Below are 21,750 nucleotides of genomic sequence, written 5' to 3'. Positions count from 1 at the left end.
GACCGACGACATGAAAGTCGCATTCGCTACCCAGGATCTGAAACGCGTCGACGCCCATTTCGGCTGGGCCAAGAACATCGCGATCTACGATCTCGATCCCGAGGGCTATCGCTTCCTCGAGGCCGTCGAGTTCGACGGCGATCTCAAGGAGGACGGCAACGAGGACAAGCTGGCGCCGAAGATCGAGGCGATCAAGGATTGCGCGATCCTCTATGTCGCGGCGATCGGCGGCTCCGGCGCGGCGCGCGTCGTCGCCAACAACATCCACCCGATGAAAGTCACCCAGCCCGAGGACATCACCGATCTGCTCGGCAAGCTGCAGGCGGTGCTCAAGGGCACGCCGCCGCCGTGGCTGCGCAAAGCTCTGGCCAAGGGTCAGGAACGCGCGCTCGATTTCGAGGAATGAGGAAACGAACATGTCTGATACCGCAGTCGTAGAAGAAGTCATCCCCGCCGAGCAGCGCCCCTTCGTCAAGGAGCTGATCAAGGTCTGGCGCGCCCAGGACACCCATGGGGCCTGGGAGGGCAAGAAGGATGTCGAGCTGCTCGAGCCCTACATCCTGGACAAGGAGAAGCGCCGTGCGCTGCCGATCATCGGCGATCCCGATCCGGAGACGATCTGGCGGCTGGAGCTGTTCTTCAACGCGATCGCGCTGTCGATCGAGAAGGCCACCGGCGTGATGATCTCGCCGATGCTGAAGATGAGCCATGAAGGTTTTGGCCGCATGGTGCTGATCGGCGGGCGGCTGATCGTGGTCAACAAGCAGCTGCGCGACGTGCACCGCTTCGGCTTCGACAATCTCGGCAAGCTGGCCGACGAGGGCGACAAGTTCGTCAAGGCCGGCGTCGAGATGATCGAGAAGTTCAAGGACGTCGCGAACTACTAACGGCGAGGATGAGACGATGAGCGACCTGGATACATTGAAGGCCGAGATCAAGAAGCTGTCGGCCCGCGCCATGGATGCCAAGATGAACCTGCACGATCTGTCGGAGGAACTGCCCGTCAATTGGGACCAGATCCTGCCGACCGCGCAGAAGGCGCATGAGGCATTCGCCGAGCTGGAGAAGAAGCGGGCCGAGCTGAAGAAGCTCGAGGCCGCGTAAAGCCCTCACAAGGACCTGTTACCATGTCCAATTCAACCCGTGACGGCCGCGATTGGCGGCCGGACTATCTGGTCGCGATCGACCCCGCCAAATGCATCGGCTGCGGCCGCTGCTACAAGGTGTGTGGCCGCGAGGTCATGACCCTGAAGGGCATCAACGACGAGGGCGAGTTCGTCGAGCTCGACGACGACGAGGATGACGAGGTCGAGAAGAAGATCATGGTCATGCACGACACCGGCGCCTGCATCGGCTGCGGCGCCTGCGCCCGGGTGTGTCCGACCAACTGCCAGACCCATTCGCCGGCGGGCTGAGACATCGGACGTGCTGTCATGCTGCGGATGGACGCAAAATTCACGATCGGCCAGGTGACCCGGCACCGCGTCTACGATCTGCGCGGCGTCGTGTTCGATGTCGATCTGTCCTTCTCCGAGGAGGAGGGCTGGCGGGCGATCACGATGGACGCCAGGCTCGACAAGGAGCAGCCGTTCTACTATCTGCTCGCCGAATGCGGCGACAGCAGTTACATCGCCTATGTGCCGGAGCAGAACCTGGTGGCTGATGTCTCCGGCGAGCCGGTGAAGCATCCGGATATCGGCGAGCTGTTCGACGTCGATGACGGCGGCAGCTATCACTACCGCGGGCGGATCTTTCAGTAATTGACCGGCGATCCAGCCACATCCGTCATTGCGAGGAGCCGCAGGCGACGAAGCAATCCAGAGTCCCCGTACCGCCCTGGATCGCGTCGCTGCGCTCGCGATGACGCCGGGGATCGGTAGGGTGGGCAAAGGCGCCTGGGCGGTCTCTCGACAGGAATTGGATCTGACGCGCCGTGCCCACCGTCTGTCCGCGTGTGCCGAACGAAATGGTGGGCACGCCATCGCCCGGCGCTCCGCGCCGCCCGCTGGCTTTGCCCACCCTACGATTCTTGTCCTCCGAATCCACCGCGGCTAGACGAACATCAGTCCATCCGCCCGTCATTCCGGGGCATCGCGCAGCGATGAGCCCGGAATCCATAACCACGAATGGTTGTTGTTTTCGAAGACAAGCGCCACAGGCATCTATCGCCTCATAGCCAGTCGTGGCTATGGATTCCGGGCTCGCGCTACGCGCGCCCCGGAATGACGGTGGAGAGAGGCGGGCGCAGCCGCCAAGCAGGACCTACTCGATCCCCTGTTCCCTGGCCTTCCACATCGCCGCGATCCGGAAGCGTTCGTTGATCGCGGCGGGGCTGGCGAGGATCTCGGACTGGGCGCCGGCGAAGGCGCCCTCGACGATCGCGGCTTCCTCCTTCGTCAGCGTGATCCGGCCGGCCATGTGGGTGGCGTCGGGCGCGGCCTCCCAGATCTTGCGCCGGTTCGGATGCAGCTTGACCTCGACCAGTTCGAACGCCTCGAGCTCGCCGTCGAGGCAGATGGCGAGGCCGATCACCTCGACCTTGCGGCCGTCCTGCGTGGTCTTGACCAGAGTCTTTGTCATGCGTGTGCTCCCGTCATCGAGGTCCTGAGGTCACGCCGCCGCCGGCGTGTCGTCGAGCTGGCTCCATTCCGCCCAGGAGCCGTCGTGGACGGCGACAGTGGGGACACCGAGCCGGTACAGCGCCAGCGCGAGCATGCAGGAGATGATGCCCGAGGCGCAGGTGGTGACGATCGGCTTGGCCAGATCGATGCCGGCGGCCGCGAAGCGCGCGGCGAGCGCATCGGGCGCCATGAGGACGCCGGTGTCGGGATCGACCAGATCGGCCCAGGGCAGGTTGATGGCGCCGGGAATGTGGCCCTGGCGCTTGAAGGTGAAGACGTCCGGCTGCGTACCGTCGAACTTGCCGGGACCACGGGCGTCGACGAGCTGCGCGCCGCTCTGGAGTGCGCCCTGCACCTGCGCCGAGGTCGCGACCAGCTGAGGCTGGAAGCTCGCCGAGAAGCTCGCGGGCGCCGGGCGCACCGGCGTCATCTCGGCGGGCTGCTTCTCCTTGGTCCATTTGCCGAAGCCGCCATCGAGCAGGGCGACGTTGTTGTGGCCGAACACACGGAACATCCACCACACGCGGCCGGCGGCCGAGCCACCGTAGTGGCGGTCATAGACGATGACGCGGTCGGCATTGCTGATGCCGAGCAGCCCGACCTTGTGGGCGAAATCCTCCGCCGTCGGCAGCATATGCGGCAGCGGGTTCGTCTTGTCGGCGACCTGGTCGATGTCGAAATGCACCGAGCCCGGCAGGTGCCGGCCGCGATATTGCGTGCGGCCGTCGAGATTGGTGCTCGGATGATGCCAGGTGCAGTCGAGGATCTTGATGCCGGGATCGGCAAGATGCTGCGCCAGCCATTCGGAGCTGACCAGGGCTTCAGAAGGATCTCTGCTCATGCATGCGCTCTCGATGAAGGGGCCAACGGGACAGCTGACGCGGATGCGCGTCAGAGCGTTTTCGGCATGGCGTAGCCCGGGCGCGGATGGCTGTCGTAATATTCCGGGCGCTCCGGCCAGCCGCCATCGGCGATGATCTTGAAGGTCGCGACCGTCACCGGCGCGCCGGGCGAGCAGGACACTTCGGTGAACTTGATCTCGCGCTCGCCGGGGCCGGCGGAGAAGTCGGCAACGGTGGTGCCGTCGGCCTTGCGGGCGCGCGCGAAGCCGGGCGTACCGACGGTGGCGGCGGGCACGGCGGCGGCGACGAAGTTCGGCTGCTCCAGGCCGTCGACCGCGGGGCCGAAAGCGGGCGAGGCGAAGGTGAAGGTCGCGAGCACACCGCTGCGGTCGACCGCCTTGTCGGCGGTGATCGGACGCGCCACGGAGTAGACCGTCAGCGTGCCGCCGTCGAGAGCCGCCTTGATGTCGTCGAGTGAGCTTTCGACGAAGTCCAATGTCACGTTCATGTCGATCTCCTTACAAAGGGCCGTTTGCAGGAGAAATTTTCAAGTTCTGTGCCAGTCTCTCGCAATCGCGAGACAGAGGCCGGAACGCGGAGTTGCGCGAATCTTGCAACGTGATCCGTCAGCGAGCCGACCGCCGCTCTCATCACACCGAAAGCGGCAATGTCGGACATGCGCCAGACATCGATGAGGCCTGACATGACGACCGACGTCGCCTACGCCATCTGCAGCTTCAACGACATCCCGAGCCGCCGCGCCATGGGCTTCCAGCTCATGATCGTCGCGGAGGACGGCAGCCATCGCCCGTGGCCGATCTTCGTGATCCGCTGGGGCAAGCAGGTGTTCGGCTATCTGAACATGTGCCCGCACGACAAGGTGAATCTGGACTGGGAGCGCAACCAGTTCATGGACGGCAACGGCCTGCGCATCCTCTGCGGCAAGCACGGCTCGCTGTTCGAGATCGGCACCGGGATGTGTGTCGACGGCCCCTGCAAGGGCGAGAGCCTGACGCCGGTGGCGCTGTCGGTCATCGACGGTGATATCTGCGTCACCGGCGTGACGCTGGTGGAGGATGACGAGGAGGATGAGGAAGAGACCGGAATGCAGTGCGAGGAAGGTTGAGATCTCACATGAAGTCCCGGCGCGAGGGCCGGGACTTCAGCTTGTGCTAGGTGCCGTTTCTAACCTCTTGGCACCTCAACTTATGTAACCCCGGCTGTCATCGTCCGCGAAGGCGGACGATCCAGTACGCCGTGACGTCTCGGCTCTACATCGTCTGCCGCGGCGTACTGGATGCTCCGCCTTCGCGGAGCATGACAGTCGTGGAGACGGTAAGAAGACCTCAGACCGGCCGGTTCTCGTTGCGGTTCTTCACCGGCTCCATCTTGGCCAACGCGTCGGCATAGGCGATGACCTCGTAGCTCTCGCTGAACTTCACAGCGGCGTCGAGCACGTAGTCGAGCTTGCCGGCGGTGTCGAGCTTCTTGATGTCGTTCTTGTCGATCGACAGGAGATCCATCATCTCCTTCCAGACCGTCGATTCATCGCACGGCAGGACGTAGAACGTCACATCGCCCATCTTGATGCGGTACTTCGCCAGCAGGTCGATGTTGTTGCAGAACATGAAGTAGCTGCCCTCAGGCTTCAGCAGGCCCTTCAGAACCTCCACCGCCGTCTCAAGATAGGCGAGCGAGTGGATGTAGCCGACCAGCACCGGAATCGTCGGCTCGCCGTCGTTGACGATCGTCAGCACCTGCTCGATCGAGAAATCCGGCGGGCGCTTCTCGTCCGCGACCTGGGTCTGGAATTTCAAAGCGATGTCGCCGCGGAAGCCGAACCGGCCGGGCTTCGTGGTCGGCGCCTTCAGCACGGCGTTGAGCAGCCGCCCTTCCTTGTCGAGCTGCGCGAGCGCGGTGGTCTCGATCGCAACCGTCTTCTCCAATGTCGTCATCAGCAAATCCCCTCGCATGTCCTTCATGAGCCGTTCGCCGCACGGCGCGGTCAAAAAGGGCGGTGATGCAAATTGTCTGCCGATGTTTGTTGCGTGTTGATTTGCCTGGAATTTTTGCCCGTCGGGCCGGCCGATTGTCGGATTTGCGCCGCGACATCGCGGCGTCGCGGGCGCGACACGGCGTGAACCGCGCCTGTCGCAAAGCCGACACGCGTCGGAAACGCCACAGCGACATTACGAAAAGCCGTGGTCTTTCAAGTGATTGATGCATGGCATGAGACTTGCCAATTCGGTTCGCAACAGCCGAATGGGAAAGGCCAGACGATGATGATCAACCTGACCGACAGCGCCATCAATGCGGTCCGCAACGCGATCACGACCTCCGACAAGCCGGTCGACGGCCTCCGGATCATGGTCGAAGCCGGCGGCTGCGCCGGGCTCAAATACAACATGGGCCTCGTCAGCGGCAGCGAGCCGGAGGACACGGTGATCGAGCGCGAGGGCGTGCGCGTGCTCGTCGACCACAAGAGCCTCGAATATCTCGAGGGCACCACGATCGATTTCGTCGTTGCGCTGGAAGGCTCCGGCTTCACCTTCGAGAACCCCAATGCCAAGTCGAGCTGCGGCTGCGGCAAGTCCTTCGCTTAAATCCTTCGCCTGATCCATCAACACGAGAGAAGTGACATCATGCTGGTCGAAACCCAGGGCGTCGTCGAAGCGCCGGCTCAGATGAGCGAACGCGAGCGGATCATCCGGGCCGTGATCGAGGAGGTTCGTCCGAACCTCAAGCGCGACGGCGGCGATTGCGAGCTCGTCGAGATCGACGGCAACAAGATCATGGTCAAGCTCGCCGGCGCCTGCATCTTCTGCAAGCTCGCCAGCGCGACCCTGGAAGGCATCCAGGCCCGCATGATCGAGAAGCTCGGCGAATTCGTCCGTCTCGTTCCGGTGGCCGGCGCTGCGAAGGCGCGGCATTAAGGAGCGGCCGTGCGTCCGGTGTATCTCGACAACAACGCCACGACGCGCGTCGACCCCGAGGTCGTCGCGGCGATGTTGCCGTTCTTCACGGACCAGTTCGGCAACGCCTCGTCCTCGCATGCCTTCGGCAGCGAGGTCGCGGGCGCCGTCCGCCAGGCGCGCAAGAGCCTGCAGGCGCTGCTCGGCACCGCGTTCGACCACGAGATCGTCTACACGTCGGGCGGGACGGAATCCGACAATACCGCGATCCTCTCGGCGCTCGAGACTCAAGAGGGCCGCGACGAGATCGTCACCACCGCGGTCGAGCATCCCGCGATCCTGACGCTGGTCGAGTATCTCCGCGACAAGCGTGGCGTGACGGTGCATCTGATCGGTGTCGATGCCGCCGGGCGGCTCGATGTCGACGCCTACAAGCGCGCGCTTGGGCCGCGCACCGCGATTGCCTCCGTGATGTGGGCGAACAACGAGACCGGCACGCTGAATCCCATTCCTGAGCTGGCGAAGCTCGCGCATGACGCCGGTGCGCTGTTTCACACGGATGCCGTACAGGCCGTCGGCAAGATCGCGATCGATCTGAAAGCTGCCGGCGTCGACATGCTGTCGCTGTCCGGACACAAGCTGCACGGGCCGAAGGGCATCGGTGCGCTGTATGTCCGGAAGGGCACGCCGTTCGCGCCGCTGGTGCGCGGTGGCCCGCAGGAGCGCCGCCGGCGTGGCGGCACCGAGAACGTGCCCGCCATCATCGGCCTCGGCAAGGCGGCCGAACTCGCCGCAAAGCATCTCGCCGACGAGCAGGGCCGCGTCCGCGCGCTGCGCGACCGGCTGGAGCAGGGCATCATCCGGGGCGTCGGCCATTGCGCCGTGCTCGGCGATCCCGATCAGCGGCTGCCGAACACGGCCAACATCGCGTTCCAGCATCTCGAAGGCGAGCCGATCGTGATGCGGCTGAACCAGGCCGGCATCGCTGCCTCGCTCGGCTCCGCCTGCGCGTCCGGCTCGATGGAGCCGTCGCATGTGCTCAGGGCGATGAACGTGCCGCCGGAGCTGCTGCGCGGCGCCGTCCGCTTCTCGTTGTCGCGCGACACCACGGGCGACGATATCACGCGGGTGCTGACCGTGCTGCCCGACATCGTCGGCCGGCTCCGCGAGACGTCGCCGGCCTGGCTGCAACATCATCCGTCAAACGCGGCGGACGCCCTTCGTCCCACGGAGCTCACCTAATGAAAGTCATGATCCGCCGATCGCCGGAAACCGGCCTCTCGATCTATGTCCCCAAGAAGGACCTGGAGGAGCCGATCGTCGAGTCCGAGCACGAGACCCTGTGGGGCGGCTGGATCCGCATCGCCAATGGCTGGGTGCTCGAGCTGCCGCAGATGGCCGCCGACACGCGGCTGCCGATCACGATCAATGCGCGCAAGCGCGGTGGAGAAGGGGACGAGTGATGAATGCGCCGCTTCCTCATATCGACATCATCAAGCAGGCCGACGCCGAGGCGCTGCTGAAGGATGTCGTCGCCAAGCTCAAGGCTGGCAAGGTCGTTCCGTTCCTCGGTCCCGCCGTGTCGGAGCAGTCCGGAGCGCCAGTCCCGATGAATCCGGAAGCCCTGGCTGCGTTCTTCGGCACCAAGGTGGCGCTGCCGCGCCGGGCGAAGGGCAACGCCTGGGCCTCGGCCCAGCATATCGAAAGTACGCGCCATCGCTCGACGGTCACGGCGCTGATGGCGGAAGCTTTCGCCGCGCCGGTCGCGCCGACGCCGTTGCAGCAGCATCTCGCGTCGCTGCCGCTGCCCATGATCGTCGACAGCTGGTATGACGGCGCGATGCGGACGGCGCTTGCCGGCCGCGGCGACTGGGGTGAGGTCCAGGGCATCACCCGCGCCCATATCGGCGAAGACCGCTGGTATCGCTTCTACGACGCTGATGGCGGCGAGAGTGATCGCGCTAAGGCCAACGGCTGGACCACGCTGCTGTACAAGCCGCATGGCGGCATCACGCCGGCCAAGAACTTCCTGATCACCGACGCCGACTATGTCGAGGTTTTGACCGACATCGACATCCAGACGCCGATTCCCGACACCGTGAAGGATCGCCGCACCGATCGCGGCTTCCTGTTCATCGGCTGCCGCTTCAACGACCAGCTGCTGCGCACCTATGGCCGCCAGGTCATCAAGCGCTCGGGCACCGAGCACTACGTCCTGGTCGAGCCCGATACGCTGTCGAAGAACGAGCTGAAATTCTTCATCGCCGAGCGGCTGACGCCGATCGCGATTCCGCTCGCCCGAGCCACCGAGATCATCATCGGCGGCTGAGCGCGATCCGTTGCAATCCCGAACAGCGCGGCCCGAGGCCGCGCTGTTTTGCTGTGCGTCGTCTCCCTCGATTCGAGTCTGTAACGTTTCTAACAACGCATCAAACGAGAGGCTTTCGCATGTTGGCAAGGCGACAGCCGCGATGATTTTGCTAAGGCGTTGATAGTTCGCAAGAATGATCTTGTCCGCGGCGTGGCACGCGAGTTGCTGAACTCCTTTCCAAGGCGGTTTGCGGCTCGCCAGCAACGTTAAGGAGCGGACATGGACGCGTCAGTGCAGCACGAACAGGCGACGATACCGAACGGCGACAAGCTGAGCTCGGTGATGCAGACCATCGCAGAACACAAGGGCTGCGGCACCTCGGGCGGCAGCGGCAAGGCGAGCTGCGGCTCGGGCGCCGGCGAGAACGACCTGCCGCCGGAGATCTGGGAGAAGGTGAAGAACCATCCCTGCTACAGCGAGGAGGCGCATCACCACTACGCGCGCATGCATGTCGCCGTGGCGCCCGCCTGCAACATCCAGTGCAACTACTGCAACCGCAAATATGACTGCGCCAACGAGTCGCGTCCGGGCGTGGTCAGCGAAAAGCTGTCACCGGAGCAGGCCGCCAAGAAGGTGCTCGCCGTCGCCTCGACCATTCCGCAGATGACCGTGCTCGGCATCGCCGGCCCCGGCGATCCGCTCGCCAACCCCGAGAAGACGTTCAAGACCTTCGAGCTGATCGCGCGCACCGCGCCGGATATCAAGCTCTGCCTGTCGACCAACGGCTTGGCGCTGCCCGACCATGTCGACACCATCGCCGGCTTCAACGTCGACCACGTCACGATCACCATCAACATGGTCGACCCCGAGATCGGCGCCAAGATCTATCCCTGGGTGTTCTGGAAGCACAAGCGCTACACCGGCGTCGAGGCGGCCAAGCTGCTCACCGACCGCCAGTTGCAGGGCCTGGAGATGCTGACCGAGCGCGGCATCCTCTGCAAGGTCAACTCGGTGATGATCCCCGGCGTGAACGACAAGCACCTCGTCGAGGTCAACAAGGCGGTGAAGTCGCGTGGCGCCTTCCTGCACAACATCATGCCGCTGATCTCCTCGCCCGAGCACGGCACCGTGTTCGGCCTGACCGGTCAGCGTGGCCCGACCGCGCAGGAGCTGAAAGCCCTGCAGGACGAGTGCGAAGGCGAGATGAACATGATGCGGCACTGCCGCCAGTGCCGCGCCGACGCCGTCGGCCTGCTCGGCGAGGACCGCTCGGCCGAGTTCACCACCGACAAGATCATGGCGATGGAGGTGAACTACGACATCGACAGCCGCAAGGCCTATCAGGAGGCGGTCGAGAGCGAGCGCGTCGCCAAGGTCGTCGCCCGCCAGGAGGAGCTTGCCTCGCTCGCCGGCCAGTCCAGCGACATCAAGCTGCTGGTCGCGGTCGCGACCAAGGGCTCGGGCCTGATCAACGAGCATTTCGGCCACGCCAAGGAGTTCCAGGTCTACGAACTCTCCACGGCCGGTGCGAAGTTCGTCGGTCACCGCCGCGTCGACCTGTACTGCCAGGGCGGCTATGGCGACGAGGACAGCCTCGAGACCGTCATCCGCGCCATCAACGACTGCCATGCGGTGTTCGTGGCCAAGATCGGCGGCTGCCCGAAGAGCGACCTGCAGGCCGCCGGCATCGAGCCGGTGGATCAGTTCGCCCACGAGTTCATCGAGAAGTCGGCGATCGCCTGGTTCAAGAGCTACCTGGACAAGGTCAACAGCGGCGAGATCCAGCACGTCGTGCGTGGCGACGCCGAGATCCGCCAGGGCGCCCTGACCTCGGCGGCGTGAGATCCGATCCCGGCGGCGTCGCGGCGCCGCCGGCCCCTTTCGACAGGAGCGTTTCATGACTTTGAAGATCATTGCCTCGCAATGCACGAGCTGCTCGGCCTGCGAGCCCGAATGCCCGAACGTGGCGATCTCCGAGAAGAACGGCACCTTCGTGATCGACCCCAAAAAGTGCACCGAGTGCATCGGTCATTTCGACGAGCCGCAATGCGCGGCGGTCTGCCCGGTCGACAACACCTGCGTCATCGACAATTCGTTCCCGCGCTATCAGCCGCCGGCCTGAGGAGAGGCAGATGAACTTTACGCTCACGCCAGCCGCGCAGAAATTCATGCGCATGATGCTGCGGGCCGATGGCGCCGCCGGCGCCGGCTTCCGCCTCGCGGTGTCGCCGGGCGGCTGCTCGGGTCTCGCCGCTGATATCAGCGTGCTCGCGACGCCGCTCGCCGGCGACGCCGTGGTCGAGCGCGACGGCGTCAAGCTGTTCTTGCCGGCGGAAAGCCGCCTGCTGCTCGACGGCGTCACGATCGATTTCGCCGACACCGCGACCCAGACCGGCCTCGTGTTCCACGACCCGAAGCAGGTGTCGTGCTCCAGCCACGCGCTGCAGGACTAGGTCAACGCACAATGCCGACTGATGCCCGGCCCACCTCCCAGACTGCCATCGAGGACGCGTTGCTCGCCGACGCGCTCCTGGGCGGTGGTCTGCCGGAAGAGGCCGAGCATCAGCTGTGGCAGGCCAGTCAGAGCTATCATCTCGACGATGTCGCCGAGGCGCATCTGAAGCAGGCCGAGGCGCTGGCGCCGGATCATGCCGCGGTCCTGATCGGCTTCTACCGGTTCTATTTCTACAAGGGGCGGCTCAACGACGCGCTGCGCATCGCCAAGCGCTGCCTCGCCAAGGCCGCGGTCGAAAATCATCTGCCGCCGCATTGGCGCGACGTCCGCCCCGAGCATGCCGAGTTCGGGAGCTTCGACCACATGCTGCCGCGCTTCTTCATGTTCACCTTGAAGGGCTACGCCTATCTGCAGATGCGGCTCGGCAATCTGGTCGAGGGGCGGCTCGCGGTGCAGAAGCTGCTCGATCTCGACCCCACCGACAAGATCGGCGCGCGCGTGCTGCTCGAGGTCGTCGACCGGGTGGAGCTCGACGATGAGTGACGACATCGACGAGGCCATCGATTGGCAGGGCAACGAGATCAGCTGCACCGGCTGCGCCCATGAACAGCTCAACGCGGCCGGTGGCTGCAAGCTCCGTCACGCCTGCGTGCACGACCGCTATGCTCGGCGCATCGACCGCTTCTTCAACTGGAATCCGACGCTCGCCAACGACTACGTCAAGCATCCGCATTTCGAGGTGCGCGCGATCGCGGCCAAGCATGCGAGCCCGTTCTACCTGCCGCCGCTGCTCGACGATCCCGAAGAGACGGTGCGTTGGAATGCGGCGCGGCGGCTGCCGAAGCGGCTGGTGCTGCGGCTGCGGCACGACCCGCACCGCGAGGTCCGCATCCGCATCGCCACCGTGCTCGATCCGGAGGATCTGATGCCGATGATGATGGACGACGACTATTACGTCCGCCTCGTCGTCGCGCGCCGGATCGTCCCATCCGTGCTCGGCCGCATGATGGGCGATCCCGAGGCCGAGGTCCGCCGGGTCGTGGCGCGGCGCATTCCGAGCGACTGGCTGCTCGGCATGATCAGCGATCCCGATGCGCGGGTCCGGCTGGAGATTGCCGAGCGCCTGGCGCCGGATCTGCTCACAGCGATGCGCAAGGATGCCGACTGGCGCGTGCGCCACGAAGTGGCGAGCCGTATCCCGCTCGCGGAACTCGCCGAGCTCGCGCGCGACGAGGATCCGCTGGTGCAGGAGATGGCGCGCGGGCGGCTCGACAACCGTTCGGGAGCTGCGATGGAGAAACCGGCATGAGCAACATCGTTCGTGACAGCGAGGTCGTCGAGCTGTCGGCGCCGCCATACTTCACATTCGGCGAGAAAGTGAAGGCGAAGCGCACGATCCGGAACGACGGCACCTATGCGGGCAAGGAGATCGGCGAGATCCTCGCGAAGAAGGGCGAGATCGGCTACGTCGTCTCGATCGGCACCTTCCTGCAGCAATTCTACATCTACGGCGTCGAGTTTCTCGAAAGCGGAAACCGCGTCGGCATGAAACGCAAGGAGCTCGAATCCACCGTCCCCCGCGGGGAGGCCGAGGACGAGCTGCCGCTGCCGGGAGCGTACAGATCATGATCGAACCGCGGATGCCGAAATACCAATGGGGCCAGCGCGTCAAGGCGCTGATCGACCTCGTCAATGACGGCTCGTTCCCGAATGCGCCGGCCGAGGCCAAGCTGGTCGGCGTCGGCGACATGGGAGAGATCGTGCAGGTCGGCACCCACACCGAAGCGAACATGCCGATCTATCTCGTCGAGTTCGGCGAGCAGCTCGTCGTCGGGTGTCTCGAGGAGGAGATCGTCCCGGTCTGAGGGCGATGATCGATCATGGTGGCCGCCGCGCTCAAGCCCAGCCTCGTCCTGCCTGCGCATCCCAATGAGCTGGATCGCAAGCGGATCGAGCGCGCGCTGAAGTCGCGCAAGCGCTACCGCTATGTCGAGCCGACGGTCGTGCCGGTCGACGATGGTTATCAGGTCCGCAGTCCGTGCTGCTCGCGCAACATCGACAAGGACGGCGGGGTGATCGACGTGGCGCTGCTGCGTCATGATCCCGCGAAGACGATGTGGAAGCTGTTCTGGCGAGATCACGCGAAGGGGATCTGGGAGCTGCACAGCGTGCACCAGCGGTTGACCGCGGCGGTCGACGAGCTGAACGCCGACCCCGAGCGGATATTCTGGCAGTAGTGAAGAGGACGGGTGAGATGGCATTGGCCGAGCAGGAACTGAATGAGATCGCGCAGGTCCTCGAGCAACCTGACGCCGGCAGCACCGCGTTCGGCGAGCTGCGCCGCCGCTTCCCGAAGCTGGTTCTGACCCGCTGCGACGCGTCGGATGTGACGGAGGCGCCGTTCCGCAGCTACGCGGCGTTCGACCTGCACCTGCTCGACGCCAGCGAGCATTGTGCTGGCGTGACAGACGATCCGGCCAAGGCCACTGGCCTCATCCTGGCGAAGCGGGGCTGATCATGACCAAGCCCTATCTGGTGCATGACGCCGACCGGCAGGAGCAGGACGAAGCCGAGCTGACGCCGGTCGAAGCCGGCTTCATTCCGCTGTCCGATCCGGACATCACGACGGCGGAGATCGCCGCCGTCGACGCCGCCTTGCGTTCGCCGCGGCTGTCCCACGGGCCGCTGGTCGAGGAGTTCGAGGCGGCGTTCGCCGCCTATCTCGGGCGCAAATATGCTATCGCGGTGCCGAGCGGAACCCTTGGCCTTGTCCTGGTCTTGAAGGGTCTAGGAATTGGTCCAGGCGACGAGGTGATCGCATCGTCCTATTCGTTCCGCGAGGTCGCACATGCGATCAGCATCGTCGGCGCCAAGCCGGTGTTTGCCGACATCGACTATTATTCCGGCACGCTCGCGCCGAGCAAGGTCGAGGCGCGGATCACGCCACAGACCAAGGCGATCCTGGCCGGCAACACCAATGGTCATCCGGCCAAATGGTCGGAGCTGCAGGCCATCGCCAAGACGCACAGCCTGACGCTGCTCGAGGACTCGACCGAGGCGATCGGCTCGAAATACCAGGGCGCGCTGGTCGGCACTTTCGGCGCGGCGTCGGTGTTCGACTTTTCGCAGCCGTTTGCGCTGACCTGCGGCGAGGGCGGCATGGTCGTGACCGACGATGTCGACATCGCCGTCGCCGTGCGGCGCCACCGCTCGCACCGGCTCGACGAGCGGAGCTCGGTCGTCGTCAGCGGCACCCCGTCGCATCAGGCGGTCATGAGCGACGTCACCGCGGCGCTCGGGCTCGCGCAGCTCAAGCGGATCGACGAGATCCTGGAGCGCCGCCGGTTGATCGAGCAGATCTATTACAGCCAGGTGCAGTCCTTCGAGGGAATCAAGGATCCCTATGTCGGCCCAGATGTCACCGAGGTGAACTGGTTCCTGTACCAGGTGCATCTGGGGACTCGGTTCTCGAAGTCCAGCCGCGACTCCATCGTCGAGGATCTCCGCGTCGAGCAGGTCGAGGCCGTCGCCTATTCCAATCCCCTGCATCTGCAGCGGCACTATTTCGACATGGGCTACCGCCGCGGCGATTGTCTCGTGACCGAGAAGGTCGCCGATCGCGTGGTGGCCCTGCCGTTCCACGTCCATCTGACCACCGACCAGATCGCCTTCATCGTCGCGACGATGAAGGACGCCTCGGTCAATGTGGGAGCGGGCGCGGCGATCTACTGACCATTTCTTAATTCAAACCCAAGAAGGAGACTCCACATGGCAACTCTGACGGTCATGCCCTCTGGAAAGACGATCGAGGTGGGCGAGGGCACCACCATTCTCGCGGCGCTGCTCGCCGCCGAGGTCGAGATCCCGCACAAGTGCGAGGGGCAGGCCAAGTGCGGCTCGTGCCACATCTTCCTGCAGGAGGGACGCAAGGGCGTGTCGAAGGTCAGCAAGCTCGAGAACGAGAAGCTCGACAGCATCGTCGGCGTCGGCTCCAAGTCCCGCCTCGCGTGCCAGGCGACAATCCTCGGCACCGAGAACGTCAAGATCGAGCTGCTCGGCTTCTCGTCAGGTCTGTAACAGGAGGACATCATGGACAACGTCACGCTTCACGTTCGTTTCGCCCCCGATGGCACCGTCGCCGAGATCAGCGAGCGGCCGGCGGCCTTGACGCCGCAGCAATGGTTCAACAAGCTCAGCGAGGCGATCGGCCTGAAGGCCTATCAGACCTTCGCCGGCGGCCGGGGCGTGTTCAAGACCACGCGCGACCAGATCGAGGCCTTGAAGACCGCAGCCTGACCGGTTACGGCCTCAACCAAAGCGAAGCGGCGGCGCGATGACGGGTACCGGACAGGACTGCCAGTTCTTCGTCTCGTATACGGGCGTCAAGCTGCCGCTCCGCTTGGTGACGCCGATCGCGCCGGAGCAACTGTCGAACCGCAACACGTTCATCCGCGGCTATTTCAATGCCGCGGGCGTGCTGACTGGGTTCGAGAAGGTAGTGTATGGCGAGGTCGAGCTGACGCACCGCTACAGCTACCACGCCAACGGTGCCTTGTGCAGCGCCGAGATCGTCATGCTCGACGAGGATCCGGTGACGCTGCATTTCGATGAGACCGGTGCTGCTGTCGCCGGTCAGGACGCTGCATGAGGGAGGCCCCGTGACCGTCGCCAAGCTGATCGAGGCTCTTGCCAGCATGCCCAAGGACGCTATCGTGCTGATGGACTCCGGCGCCGGTTTGTCGCGGGTCGATGCGCTGGAGCTCGTGGCCGAGCAGGGGCCCGGCGCACCGGCCGAGGTGATCCTGCAGCCGAGCTTGGACGAATAGAGACGGGATTGGTTGGATGGCGGACGCAGGTACGACGGAGACTGAGACGTCGGCGGCAGGGCCGGTGATCACGCCCTATGAGCGGATCGGCGGCGCCGTCGTGGTCGATCGCCTGGTCGAGTCGTTCTACCATCGGATGGATACGCTGCCGGAGGCCAAGACGATCCGCGACATGCATGGCACCAATCTCGGACCGATCAAGGTCGTGCTGAAGCGCTATCTCTCGGAATGGCTCGGCGGCCCGAAACTGTACTCGCCGGAGAAGGGCCACCCGCGCCTGCGCCAGCGTCACATGGGTTTCCCGATCGGCAACGCCGAGCGCGATGCTTGGCTGCTGTGCATGCGCGGCGCGCTCAAGGAGACGGTGACGGACGTGGCGGCCCGCCAGGATGTCGACGCCGCCATGACCAAGCTCGCCGACTGGATGCGCAACCAGGCCGGCAACCCTCACGACGCGCGGGCGGCGCGGCCGTGAGTTCGGTCACCGTCTCAGGCGTCATTGCGAGGAGCCAGCAATCCAGAGTCGTCGCGAGACTCTGGATTGATTAGCTACGCCGCTATGCTTGCAATGACGATGGTTGACAGTGTCGCCCCGCCACGGCGTCATCGCCCGGCTTGACCGGGCGATCCAGTACGCCGCGGCGTCCGTGAGTCCACCGAGAGGCCGCGGCATACTGGATGCCCGCCTGCGCGGGCATGACAGCGAAGCATCAATCATAGTCGTCATCGCGAGCGTCAGCGAAGCGATCCAGGGGCAACACAGAGGATGTGCAGTTTAGCCCCTGCTCCGCTTCGCTCGCAATGACGGAGATACGAGGCGTAGGGTGGGCAAAGCGAAGCATGCCCACCGGCCGCTAGATCCGCAGATACCGCCGCAGGAGTGCTGGGCACGGCGCATATCGAGCGGTGCTAAATCATCACCGCCGGTGGCGCCTTTGCGCACCCTACGCGTTCTAACTAATACAACGGCACCCCGAAAAAGTTCTCATCATCGCCGCCCCAGGCGCGGTGCAAGGCCAGCGCGTTCTGCCATTGCGCCACTTCGGTCTCGCTGGCGTTGCGGTGGGTGATCTTGCCCTCTGGCATCTCCGCAAGCAGATAGGTCTTGCCGTTGCGGATGAAGCGGTTGAGGTCCTTGGTGTCGTTGGGCCGCACCACGCAGCGCGGGCGTTCGTCGATCAGGATGGTGGTCGGCAGCATTGCGGGCTCTCACTGCATCGGATTGTCAATCAGCCGGAGGGCCCATGTCATCGCCCGCCTTTTTCTTCTTTTTCTTGTCGACCTTGGCGAGCGCATAGGCGCCGGCGTTCTTCAAGGTGATTGGTGGCTGGCCGACGACGTATTGCGAGATCCAGGCGAGTGTTCGCTCCTGAGCGAGCGCGGTGGCCGTTTCATCATAGGTCTCGCCCTCGGCGTCGAAGTCATGGGCGGCGTTGGGATAGGAGAAGGCGCTGACCTCGGGATGGTCGGCGCGGAACATGCTGACGGCCGGAAACGGCACGACCGCGTCGGCTTCGCCGAAGTGCAGCAGGGTCGGCACCTTGCGCTTGGCGCCGGCGGCGTCGACCACGCCGGTCGCGTAGTAGCTGACGGCGCAGGCAAGCCCGGATACGCGGTTGGCGGCGTTGTAAGCGAGGCCGCCGCCGGCGCCGTAGCCGACCACGGCCACCTTGCCGCAGTCCTTGACGCTGTCGACGGTGGACTGGATCTCGGCGAGGAGAGGGGCGACCGGATCCTGCGCCGCTGCCGACGCCTCGCCGTCCGCCGTGGTCGCGACAGCGGCCGGCGGTGTCAGCTCCGGCGCGATCACGACATAGCCGCTCGCGGCGAAAGCGTCGGCGACCTTGCGGACGTTGCTGCTGCCATTGCCGTCCGGCAGCAAGATGATGGCGCCCTTCGGCGTGTCGGCCGGATCGGCGCGAAACGCCTGGAACGTATGTCCGTCGTTGGCGGTGAGCTTGATGGTGCTCTCGGTAGCCATGTGATGCTCCTGCGTCGTTGGCGCGGTTGGCGCGCGTTACAACAAGCCCAGCTCCAGGGCGGTCTCTTCGGACATCCGCGACTTGTCCCACGGCGGCTCGAACACGAGCGTGACCTTGACCGAGACGACACCGTCGACGGCCTGCACGGCGTCCTCCACCATGCGGACGATCTCGCTCGCGACCGGGCAGCCGGGCGCCGTGAGCGTCATGTCGATCTCGACCGCGCCGCCGCCTTCATGCGCGATGCGATAGACGAGGCCGAGGTCGTAGACGTTCACGGGAATCTCGGGGTCGTACACCGTCCGCAGCGCGGCGATTACGCTCTCGGCGGCATTCTGGGAGCCGGTCGCGAGCGCGCTCTGCGACGGGGAGGGAGGGGGAGCGGCGTGCATGCTCATCATGCGTTGGGTCCTCTCATGGTCCTGGTTCGCACCGGGGGATGATCGTTCGGGGTCGTGTCGAGATTGCGCTGGAGATGCTGCATGGCTGGGCCTCACTCCGCGCCGAGTCCGGCGGCGAGCGCGGCGACGACCGGCCATCCGACGGCGCCGGACGGATCGAGCTGGCGCAACGCCGCCAGCATTTCGGCGGCGCTGTCCGGATCGTTCTTGCGCAGATGGATGAAGGCCAGCGCCTTCAGCGTGTAGAGTGCGAAGCGGCCGGCGCCGTCGGGCAGCGGATCATGTGGCGGCCATTGCCGCCAATCCGCGGGCCAGCCGGCCTGGCGTGCGGCCTCGGCGAGGCCGAGCTCGGCCACCGCCTTGGCCTCGTCGAGATGGCCCTGATAAGTGTGAATCTTATAGAGACAGAAATAGGTCGGCAGCTCCTGTGGGGCGGTCGCCAGCGCCTGGCGAAACAGCCGGTCGGCGCGGGCGTGATCGCGGCGATAGGCCGCCACGCCCTGCTGCAGCAGCGCGTCGATCTCCTCGGGAAGATCGCCGAAGTTGATCGTGTCGGGTTCGCTGACGAGTTCGAGCATCTGCATTGACCTCGATCAAATCATTGCAAGACGCGGACCGTTTTTGCGGTGGTGCAGCAGAGACCGTCATTGCCGCGAAGCCGGCGAAAACGCGCGGGCATGTTGGATTTTGAACGCCAGCTCTGGGTCTCATCGTCGTCCTTGTCGCAAAGCCGACGCGACGATCGTCAATTCGGCGCCTTCGCAGAGCCGGCACAGCATTCGTGAGCCGCAAATGGCTGGTTCGGAGCTTGCATGACGCTGTCATCAATCCAGCGGGAGACACAGCGATGGCGATGGCGGCAACTGATATCGAACGTCTGATCAAGGAGGCGTTCCCGGATGCCGTCGTCGTGATCGAGGATCTGGCGGGCGACGGCGACCATTATTCGGCGCGCGTCACCTCGCAGGCTTTCGCCGGGAAGAGCCGGGTGCAGCAGCATCAAATGGTCTATTCAGCCCTCAAGGGCCAGATGGGCGGCGTGCTGCATGCGCTGGCGCTCGAGACGTCATTGCCGAAATGATCGCTGCCGCGACACCTCCAGGGACGAAAGGATAAGATCAATGTCGACATCCGAACGCATTCAGAAGCTGATCGACAGCAATGACATCGTTCTCTTCATGAAGGGCGTGCCGGCGGCGCCGCAATGCGGCTTCTCCGCCGCGGTGGCGCAGATCCTCGGCAAGCTCGACGTGCCTTATGAGAGCGTCAATGTGCTGGCCGACCCCTTCATCCGCGAGGGCATCAAGGAATTCTCCAACTGGCCGACCATTCCCCAGCTCTATGTGAAGGGCGAGTTCGTCGGCGGCTGCGACATCGTGCGCGAGATGTTCCAGGCCGGCGAGCTGGCGACACTCTTGGCCGACAAGGGCATCAAGGCGGCCGCATCATGAGCGACGGCAATGTCGTAGAGGCGGATGACGATGTCGAAATTCCGCAGCTCTATAAATATCACGCTTTCGTCTGCCTGACGCAGCGTCCGCCGGGTCACCCGCGCGGAAGCTGCGGCGCGCTCGGTGTGCAGCCGTTGTGGGACCGGCTGACCAAGACCATCGAGGCACAGCGGCTGACGGATATCGGCGTCACCGCCGCCGGCTGCTTCGGCTTCTGCAGCGCCGGGCCGATGATGGTGGTCTATCCCGACGGCATCTGGTACCGGCCGACCAAGCCGGAGGATATCGACGAGATCGTCGAATCCCATTTCAAGCAAGGCAAACGCGTCGACCGTCTGGTGATGGTGCTGAAGCGATGAAATGTTGTCCGGAGCCGCTCAGCGCGGCTCCGGGCAGGGCGAGGCCTCTGGCCGCGTGCAGCCCTGGAGGTCGTCGAGATCATCATCCCGCCGCAGCAATGACAACACCGGCTCTCGATCGAAGCCGGCGCACATCAGGCCTTCGGCCTCGATCAAGGGACGGCGGATCAGCAGCGGATCTTCCAGCATCAGATCGATTGCGGCGACGGCTTCGATCGCCTCCGGCTCGATCTCGCCGGATTTGACGCGCGGCGAGGCCGGGTTGAACCAGGACCACACCGGCGTCCCGGCGAAGTAGGCGCGCAGCCGCTCGCCGGTCCACGGTTCGGTCAGGAGGTTTCGCGCGACGACCTCGTGGCCGGCGCGCGTCAGCATCAGCTTCTGCCGGGCATTGGTGCCGCAGCCCGGCTTCTCGTAGAACACGACGGTGGCCACGTCAGAGCCCGCCGAGCTGGACCAGCTGCGCGCCGCCGGCGCGGCCGAGAATGGTGTCGACCTTCTTGCGCACGGACTCGATCGTGAGCGGCTTGACCACCGCGCCATGCGCGCCGGCCTTGAGGCCCTCGATGGCGATCGCCTCGTCGGCCTTCGCAGTCACGATCAGGATCCGAACGCCCTTGAACTTGGCGGAGATCTCGCGCACCAGCTCGGGCCCGCGCTGCTTGAGAAAGGACACCCCGAGCAGGACCACGTTCGGCGCCAGCCAGTCGACGCCCTTCTCATAGGCTTCTTCCGGCGTCGCCAGCTCGTGGGTCTCGATCTCATCGTGCAGCATGAATTGCAGGGCCGCGCGGGTGATCTCGTCATCGTCGATCACGAACACGCGCCGCTGATCCACCGCTTTCGCCGTCTCAACTCCAATCTGCATGGCATCCTCCTCAAACCTTGGCCGCAAGGCTGCGGAGGAGCATCTAGCAAGACTCGTTCCGGCGCCTTTCGCCGCCGAAAGCCTGGGCTTGTTGTGTCATTTCGGACAGCGCATCGCACCATCAAATCTTGCGAAGCATTCCGATGTCGGGTTTGCAACAACCCGCTGTGATAGTCGGATTGTGCTCCATCTCCTTCAAAACATGACCGTTTTCGTTCCCCGCTGGTGCTGGCACAGCCGTTGCAAAACTCTGTTCAGGCAATGGTTGAGGGCTGAGTGCACGCCGACGCTTCGGACGAGCGATGCTCTCCTTCCCAATAACCCGTCTGCCGGTTCGGACACATGAGAGGACGCGGTCACGCTCCGCTGGACGCGGGCGCGACTTTAGCAATCGGTTGATGGAGAGCAGAATGTCATCGCTGCGACAAATCGCATTCTACGGCAAAGGCGGCATCGGCAAGTCGACGACGTCGCAAAACACCCTGGCCGCGCTGGCCGAGATGGGTCATCGGATCCTGATCGTCGGCTGCGACCCCAAGGCGGATTCGACCCGCCTGATCCTGCACGCCAAGGCGCAGGACACCATCCTGAGCCTGGCTGCTGCCGCCGGCAGCGTCGAGGACCTCGAGATCGAAGAGGTCATGAAGGTCGGCTATCGTGACATCCGTTGCGTCGAGTCCGGCGGTCCGGAGCCGGGCGTCGGCTGCGCCGGCCGCGGCGTC

40 protein-coding genes are annotated in these 21,750 nt (G+C 64.8%); 30 read left to right on the top strand and 10 right to left on the bottom strand.

The window, feature by feature from the left end:
- Positions 1-10: 10 nt before the first annotated feature.
- The 5 genes from nifX to hspQ are packed head-to-tail and all read left to right on the top strand — an operon-like array spanning position 11 to position 1,760.
- Positions 11-406: a nitrogen fixation protein NifX gene (gene nifX / locus BRAO375_RS34995; protein ID WP_006609660.1), complete on the top strand. Its 396-nt coding sequence runs from the start codon at positions 11-13 to the stop codon at positions 404-406.
- A 10-nt stretch (positions 407-416) separates the two neighbouring features.
- Positions 417-887 (top strand): NifX-associated nitrogen fixation protein, encoded by a 471-nt coding sequence (locus BRAO375_RS34990; protein WP_009032149.1) that lies wholly within the window; start codon positions 417-419, stop codon positions 885-887.
- A 16-nt stretch (positions 888-903) separates the two neighbouring features.
- The gene (locus BRAO375_RS34985) at positions 904-1,104 is read left to right on the top strand and encodes a CCE_0567 family metalloprotein (protein ID WP_009032148.1); all 201 of its coding nucleotides are present in this window, start codon (positions 904-906) and stop codon (positions 1,102-1,104) included.
- 23 nt (positions 1,105-1,127) lie between these two features.
- Complete coding sequence (fdxB, locus tag BRAO375_RS34980; protein WP_009032147.1) at positions 1,128-1,415, top strand: ferredoxin III, nif-specific; 288 nt, start codon at positions 1,128-1,130, stop codon at positions 1,413-1,415.
- Between the two features lie 18 nt (positions 1,416-1,433).
- Complete coding sequence (gene hspQ / locus BRAO375_RS34975; RefSeq protein WP_009032146.1) at positions 1,434-1,760, top strand: heat shock protein HspQ; 327 nt, start codon at positions 1,434-1,436, stop codon at positions 1,758-1,760.
- Between the two features lie 502 nt (positions 1,761-2,262).
- On the opposite strand, the gene BRAO375_RS34970 is transcribed toward hspQ, so the two are convergent.
- Genes BRAO375_RS34970 through BRAO375_RS34960 form a run of 3 tightly spaced genes read right to left on the bottom strand, consistent with a single transcriptional unit; the run spans position 2,263 to position 3,971 of the window.
- Positions 2,263-2,580, bottom strand: a complete 318-nt coding sequence (locus BRAO375_RS34970; RefSeq protein ID WP_006609665.1) for a hypothetical protein — start codon at positions 2,578-2,580, stop codon at positions 2,263-2,265.
- 30 nt (positions 2,581-2,610) lie between these two features.
- Entirely contained in the window at positions 2,611-3,462 is an 852-nt protein-coding gene (locus BRAO375_RS34965) for a sulfurtransferase (RefSeq protein ID WP_009032144.1), read from the bottom strand.
- Positions 3,463-3,512: 50 nt separating this feature from the next.
- A complete protein-coding gene (locus BRAO375_RS34960) occupies positions 3,513-3,971 on the bottom strand; it encodes a hypothetical protein (RefSeq protein WP_009032143.1) in 459 nt (152 codons plus the stop codon).
- Between the two features lie 195 nt (positions 3,972-4,166).
- Here BRAO375_RS34960 and BRAO375_RS34955 point away from each other — a divergent pair, with 195 nt between their 5' ends.
- A complete protein-coding gene (locus tag BRAO375_RS34955; RefSeq protein ID WP_009032142.1) occupies positions 4,167-4,589 on the top strand; it encodes a Rieske (2Fe-2S) protein in 423 nt (140 codons plus the stop codon).
- Between the two features lie 220 nt (positions 4,590-4,809).
- Here BRAO375_RS34955 and BRAO375_RS34950 read toward each other — a convergent pair whose 3' ends face one another.
- Positions 4,810-5,418, bottom strand: a complete 609-nt coding sequence (locus BRAO375_RS34950) for a hypothetical protein (protein WP_009032141.1) — start codon at positions 5,416-5,418, stop codon at positions 4,810-4,812.
- Between the two features lie 327 nt (positions 5,419-5,745).
- Here BRAO375_RS34950 and BRAO375_RS34945 point away from each other — a divergent pair, with 327 nt between their 5' ends.
- From BRAO375_RS34945 to BRAO375_RS34850, 20 genes are all read left to right on the top strand, one after another.
- A complete protein-coding gene (locus tag BRAO375_RS34945) occupies positions 5,746-6,066 on the top strand; it encodes a HesB/IscA family protein (protein WP_008960276.1) in 321 nt (106 codons plus the stop codon).
- Positions 6,067-6,105: 39 nt separating this feature from the next.
- Positions 6,106-6,396, top strand: coding sequence for a NifU family protein (locus BRAO375_RS34940; protein ID WP_009032140.1), 291 nt, complete (start codon positions 6,106-6,108; stop codon positions 6,394-6,396).
- 9 nt (positions 6,397-6,405) lie between these two features.
- Positions 6,406-7,617: a cysteine desulfurase NifS gene (gene nifS / locus BRAO375_RS34935; protein WP_009032139.1), complete on the top strand. Its 1,212-nt coding sequence runs from the start codon at positions 6,406-6,408 to the stop codon at positions 7,615-7,617.
- Positions 7,617-7,838 (top strand): putative nitrogen fixation protein NifT, encoded by a 222-nt coding sequence (gene nifT / locus BRAO375_RS34930; RefSeq protein ID WP_006609673.1) that lies wholly within the window; start codon positions 7,617-7,619, stop codon positions 7,836-7,838. The genes nifS and nifT overlap by 1 nt, the downstream gene beginning before the upstream one ends.
- Positions 7,838-8,704, top strand: coding sequence for an SIR2 family NAD-dependent protein deacylase (locus BRAO375_RS34925; RefSeq protein ID WP_009032138.1), 867 nt, complete (start codon positions 7,838-7,840; stop codon positions 8,702-8,704). The genes nifT and BRAO375_RS34925 overlap by 1 nt, the downstream gene beginning before the upstream one ends.
- 261 nt (positions 8,705-8,965) lie before the next feature.
- The gene (gene nifB / locus BRAO375_RS34920) at positions 8,966-10,528 is read left to right on the top strand and encodes a nitrogenase cofactor biosynthesis protein NifB (RefSeq protein ID WP_009032137.1); all 1,563 of its coding nucleotides are present in this window, start codon (positions 8,966-8,968) and stop codon (positions 10,526-10,528) included.
- 55 nt (positions 10,529-10,583) lie between these two features.
- Entirely contained in the window at positions 10,584-10,808 is a 225-nt protein-coding gene (locus BRAO375_RS34915) for a YfhL family 4Fe-4S dicluster ferredoxin (RefSeq protein WP_006609676.1), read from the top strand.
- A gap of 10 nt (positions 10,809-10,818) precedes the next feature.
- Complete coding sequence (locus BRAO375_RS34910; protein WP_009032136.1) at positions 10,819-11,139, top strand: HesB/IscA family protein; 321 nt, start codon at positions 10,819-10,821, stop codon at positions 11,137-11,139.
- A gap of 11 nt (positions 11,140-11,150) precedes the next feature.
- Positions 11,151-11,684, top strand: coding sequence for a hypothetical protein (locus tag BRAO375_RS34905; protein WP_009032135.1), 534 nt, complete (start codon positions 11,151-11,153; stop codon positions 11,682-11,684).
- Positions 11,677-12,450 (top strand): 4Fe4S-binding leucine-rich repeat protein, encoded by a 774-nt coding sequence (locus BRAO375_RS34900; RefSeq protein WP_009032134.1) that lies wholly within the window; start codon positions 11,677-11,679, stop codon positions 12,448-12,450. Before BRAO375_RS34905 ends, BRAO375_RS34900 begins: the two co-directional genes overlap by 8 nt.
- The gene (locus tag BRAO375_RS34895) at positions 12,447-12,770 is read left to right on the top strand and encodes a nitrogen fixation protein NifZ (RefSeq protein WP_009032133.1); all 324 of its coding nucleotides are present in this window, start codon (positions 12,447-12,449) and stop codon (positions 12,768-12,770) included. The genes BRAO375_RS34900 and BRAO375_RS34895 overlap by 4 nt, the downstream gene beginning before the upstream one ends.
- Positions 12,767-13,006, top strand: a complete 240-nt coding sequence (locus BRAO375_RS34890) for a nitrogen fixation protein NifZ (RefSeq protein WP_009032132.1) — start codon at positions 12,767-12,769, stop codon at positions 13,004-13,006. The genes BRAO375_RS34895 and BRAO375_RS34890 overlap by 4 nt, the downstream gene beginning before the upstream one ends.
- A gap of 15 nt (positions 13,007-13,021) precedes the next feature.
- On the top strand, positions 13,022-13,378 hold the full coding sequence (locus BRAO375_RS34885) for a DUF3024 domain-containing protein (protein WP_009032131.1): 357 nt from the start codon (positions 13,022-13,024) through the stop codon (positions 13,376-13,378).
- Between the two features lie 17 nt (positions 13,379-13,395).
- Positions 13,396-13,656 (top strand): DUF6129 family protein, encoded by a 261-nt coding sequence (locus BRAO375_RS34880; protein ID WP_009032130.1) that lies wholly within the window; start codon positions 13,396-13,398, stop codon positions 13,654-13,656.
- Positions 13,657-13,658: 2 nt separating this feature from the next.
- On the top strand, positions 13,659-14,873 hold the full coding sequence (locus BRAO375_RS34875) for a DegT/DnrJ/EryC1/StrS family aminotransferase (RefSeq protein ID WP_009032129.1): 1,215 nt from the start codon (positions 13,659-13,661) through the stop codon (positions 14,871-14,873).
- 36 nt (positions 14,874-14,909) lie between these two features.
- Entirely contained in the window at positions 14,910-15,218 is a 309-nt protein-coding gene (locus BRAO375_RS34870; RefSeq protein WP_009032128.1) for a 2Fe-2S iron-sulfur cluster-binding protein, read from the top strand.
- Between the two features lie 12 nt (positions 15,219-15,230).
- Complete coding sequence (locus BRAO375_RS34865) at positions 15,231-15,437, top strand: hypothetical protein (RefSeq protein WP_009032127.1); 207 nt, start codon at positions 15,231-15,233, stop codon at positions 15,435-15,437.
- A 37-nt stretch (positions 15,438-15,474) separates the two neighbouring features.
- Positions 15,475-15,789 (top strand): DUF6156 family protein, encoded by a 315-nt coding sequence (locus BRAO375_RS34860; RefSeq protein WP_009032126.1) that lies wholly within the window; start codon positions 15,475-15,477, stop codon positions 15,787-15,789.
- Positions 15,790-15,799: 10 nt separating this feature from the next.
- Positions 15,800-15,967, top strand: a complete 168-nt coding sequence (locus BRAO375_RS38310) for a hypothetical protein (protein ID WP_006609688.1) — start codon at positions 15,800-15,802, stop codon at positions 15,965-15,967.
- A 16-nt stretch (positions 15,968-15,983) separates the two neighbouring features.
- Positions 15,984-16,442: a group II truncated hemoglobin gene (locus tag BRAO375_RS34850; RefSeq protein WP_009032125.1), complete on the top strand. Its 459-nt coding sequence runs from the start codon at positions 15,984-15,986 to the stop codon at positions 16,440-16,442.
- Between the two features lie 482 nt (positions 16,443-16,924).
- On the opposite strand, the gene BRAO375_RS34845 is transcribed toward BRAO375_RS34850, so the two are convergent.
- From BRAO375_RS34845 to BRAO375_RS34830, 4 genes are all read right to left on the bottom strand, one after another.
- A complete protein-coding gene (locus BRAO375_RS34845; RefSeq protein WP_009032124.1) occupies positions 16,925-17,167 on the bottom strand; it encodes a hypothetical protein in 243 nt (80 codons plus the stop codon).
- 25 nt (positions 17,168-17,192) lie between these two features.
- Entirely contained in the window at positions 17,193-17,948 is a 756-nt protein-coding gene (locus tag BRAO375_RS34840) for a dienelactone hydrolase family protein (protein ID WP_009032123.1), read from the bottom strand.
- A 36-nt stretch (positions 17,949-17,984) separates the two neighbouring features.
- The gene (locus BRAO375_RS34835) at positions 17,985-18,347 is read right to left on the bottom strand and encodes an iron-sulfur cluster assembly protein (protein ID WP_009032122.1); all 363 of its coding nucleotides are present in this window, start codon (positions 18,345-18,347) and stop codon (positions 17,985-17,987) included.
- A gap of 95 nt (positions 18,348-18,442) precedes the next feature.
- Positions 18,443-18,934, bottom strand: a complete 492-nt coding sequence (locus BRAO375_RS34830; RefSeq protein WP_009032121.1) for a tetratricopeptide repeat protein — start codon at positions 18,932-18,934, stop codon at positions 18,443-18,445.
- 263 nt (positions 18,935-19,197) lie between these two features.
- On the opposite strand from BRAO375_RS34830, the gene BRAO375_RS34825 reads away from it, so the two are divergent.
- The 3 genes from BRAO375_RS34825 to BRAO375_RS34815 are packed head-to-tail and all read left to right on the top strand — an operon-like array spanning position 19,198 to position 20,160.
- Positions 19,198-19,431 (top strand): BolA/IbaG family iron-sulfur metabolism protein, encoded by a 234-nt coding sequence (locus tag BRAO375_RS34825; protein ID WP_006609694.1) that lies wholly within the window; start codon positions 19,198-19,200, stop codon positions 19,429-19,431.
- Between the two features lie 40 nt (positions 19,432-19,471).
- Entirely contained in the window at positions 19,472-19,801 is a 330-nt protein-coding gene (gene grxD, locus BRAO375_RS34820; protein WP_009032120.1) for a Grx4 family monothiol glutaredoxin, read from the top strand.
- Complete coding sequence (locus BRAO375_RS34815; RefSeq protein ID WP_009032119.1) at positions 19,798-20,160, top strand: (2Fe-2S) ferredoxin domain-containing protein; 363 nt, start codon at positions 19,798-19,800, stop codon at positions 20,158-20,160. Before grxD ends, BRAO375_RS34815 begins: the two co-directional genes overlap by 4 nt.
- An 18-nt stretch (positions 20,161-20,178) precedes the next feature.
- Here BRAO375_RS34815 and BRAO375_RS34810 read toward each other — a convergent pair whose 3' ends face one another.
- Positions 20,179-20,595, bottom strand: coding sequence for an ArsC/Spx/MgsR family protein (locus BRAO375_RS34810; RefSeq protein ID WP_009032118.1), 417 nt, complete (start codon positions 20,593-20,595; stop codon positions 20,179-20,181).
- A 1-nt stretch (position 20,596) separates the two neighbouring features.
- Positions 20,597-21,028: a response regulator transcription factor gene (locus BRAO375_RS34805; RefSeq protein ID WP_035643675.1), complete on the bottom strand. Its 432-nt coding sequence runs from the start codon at positions 21,026-21,028 to the stop codon at positions 20,597-20,599.
- A gap of 410 nt (positions 21,029-21,438) precedes the next feature.
- Between BRAO375_RS34805 and BRAO375_RS34800 the strand changes: the two genes are divergently transcribed.
- A partial coding sequence (locus BRAO375_RS34800) for an AAA family ATPase (protein WP_035642989.1) occupies positions 21,439-21,750 on the top strand: 312 nt, incomplete at its 3' end.

The organism is Bradyrhizobium sp. ORS 375 (assembly GCF_000239775.1).
Taxonomy (GTDB): domain Bacteria; phylum Pseudomonadota; class Alphaproteobacteria; order Rhizobiales; family Xanthobacteraceae; genus Bradyrhizobium.
Note: the sequence above shows the minus strand (reverse complement) of the source record. Positions and strands in the feature narration are given on the sequence as shown.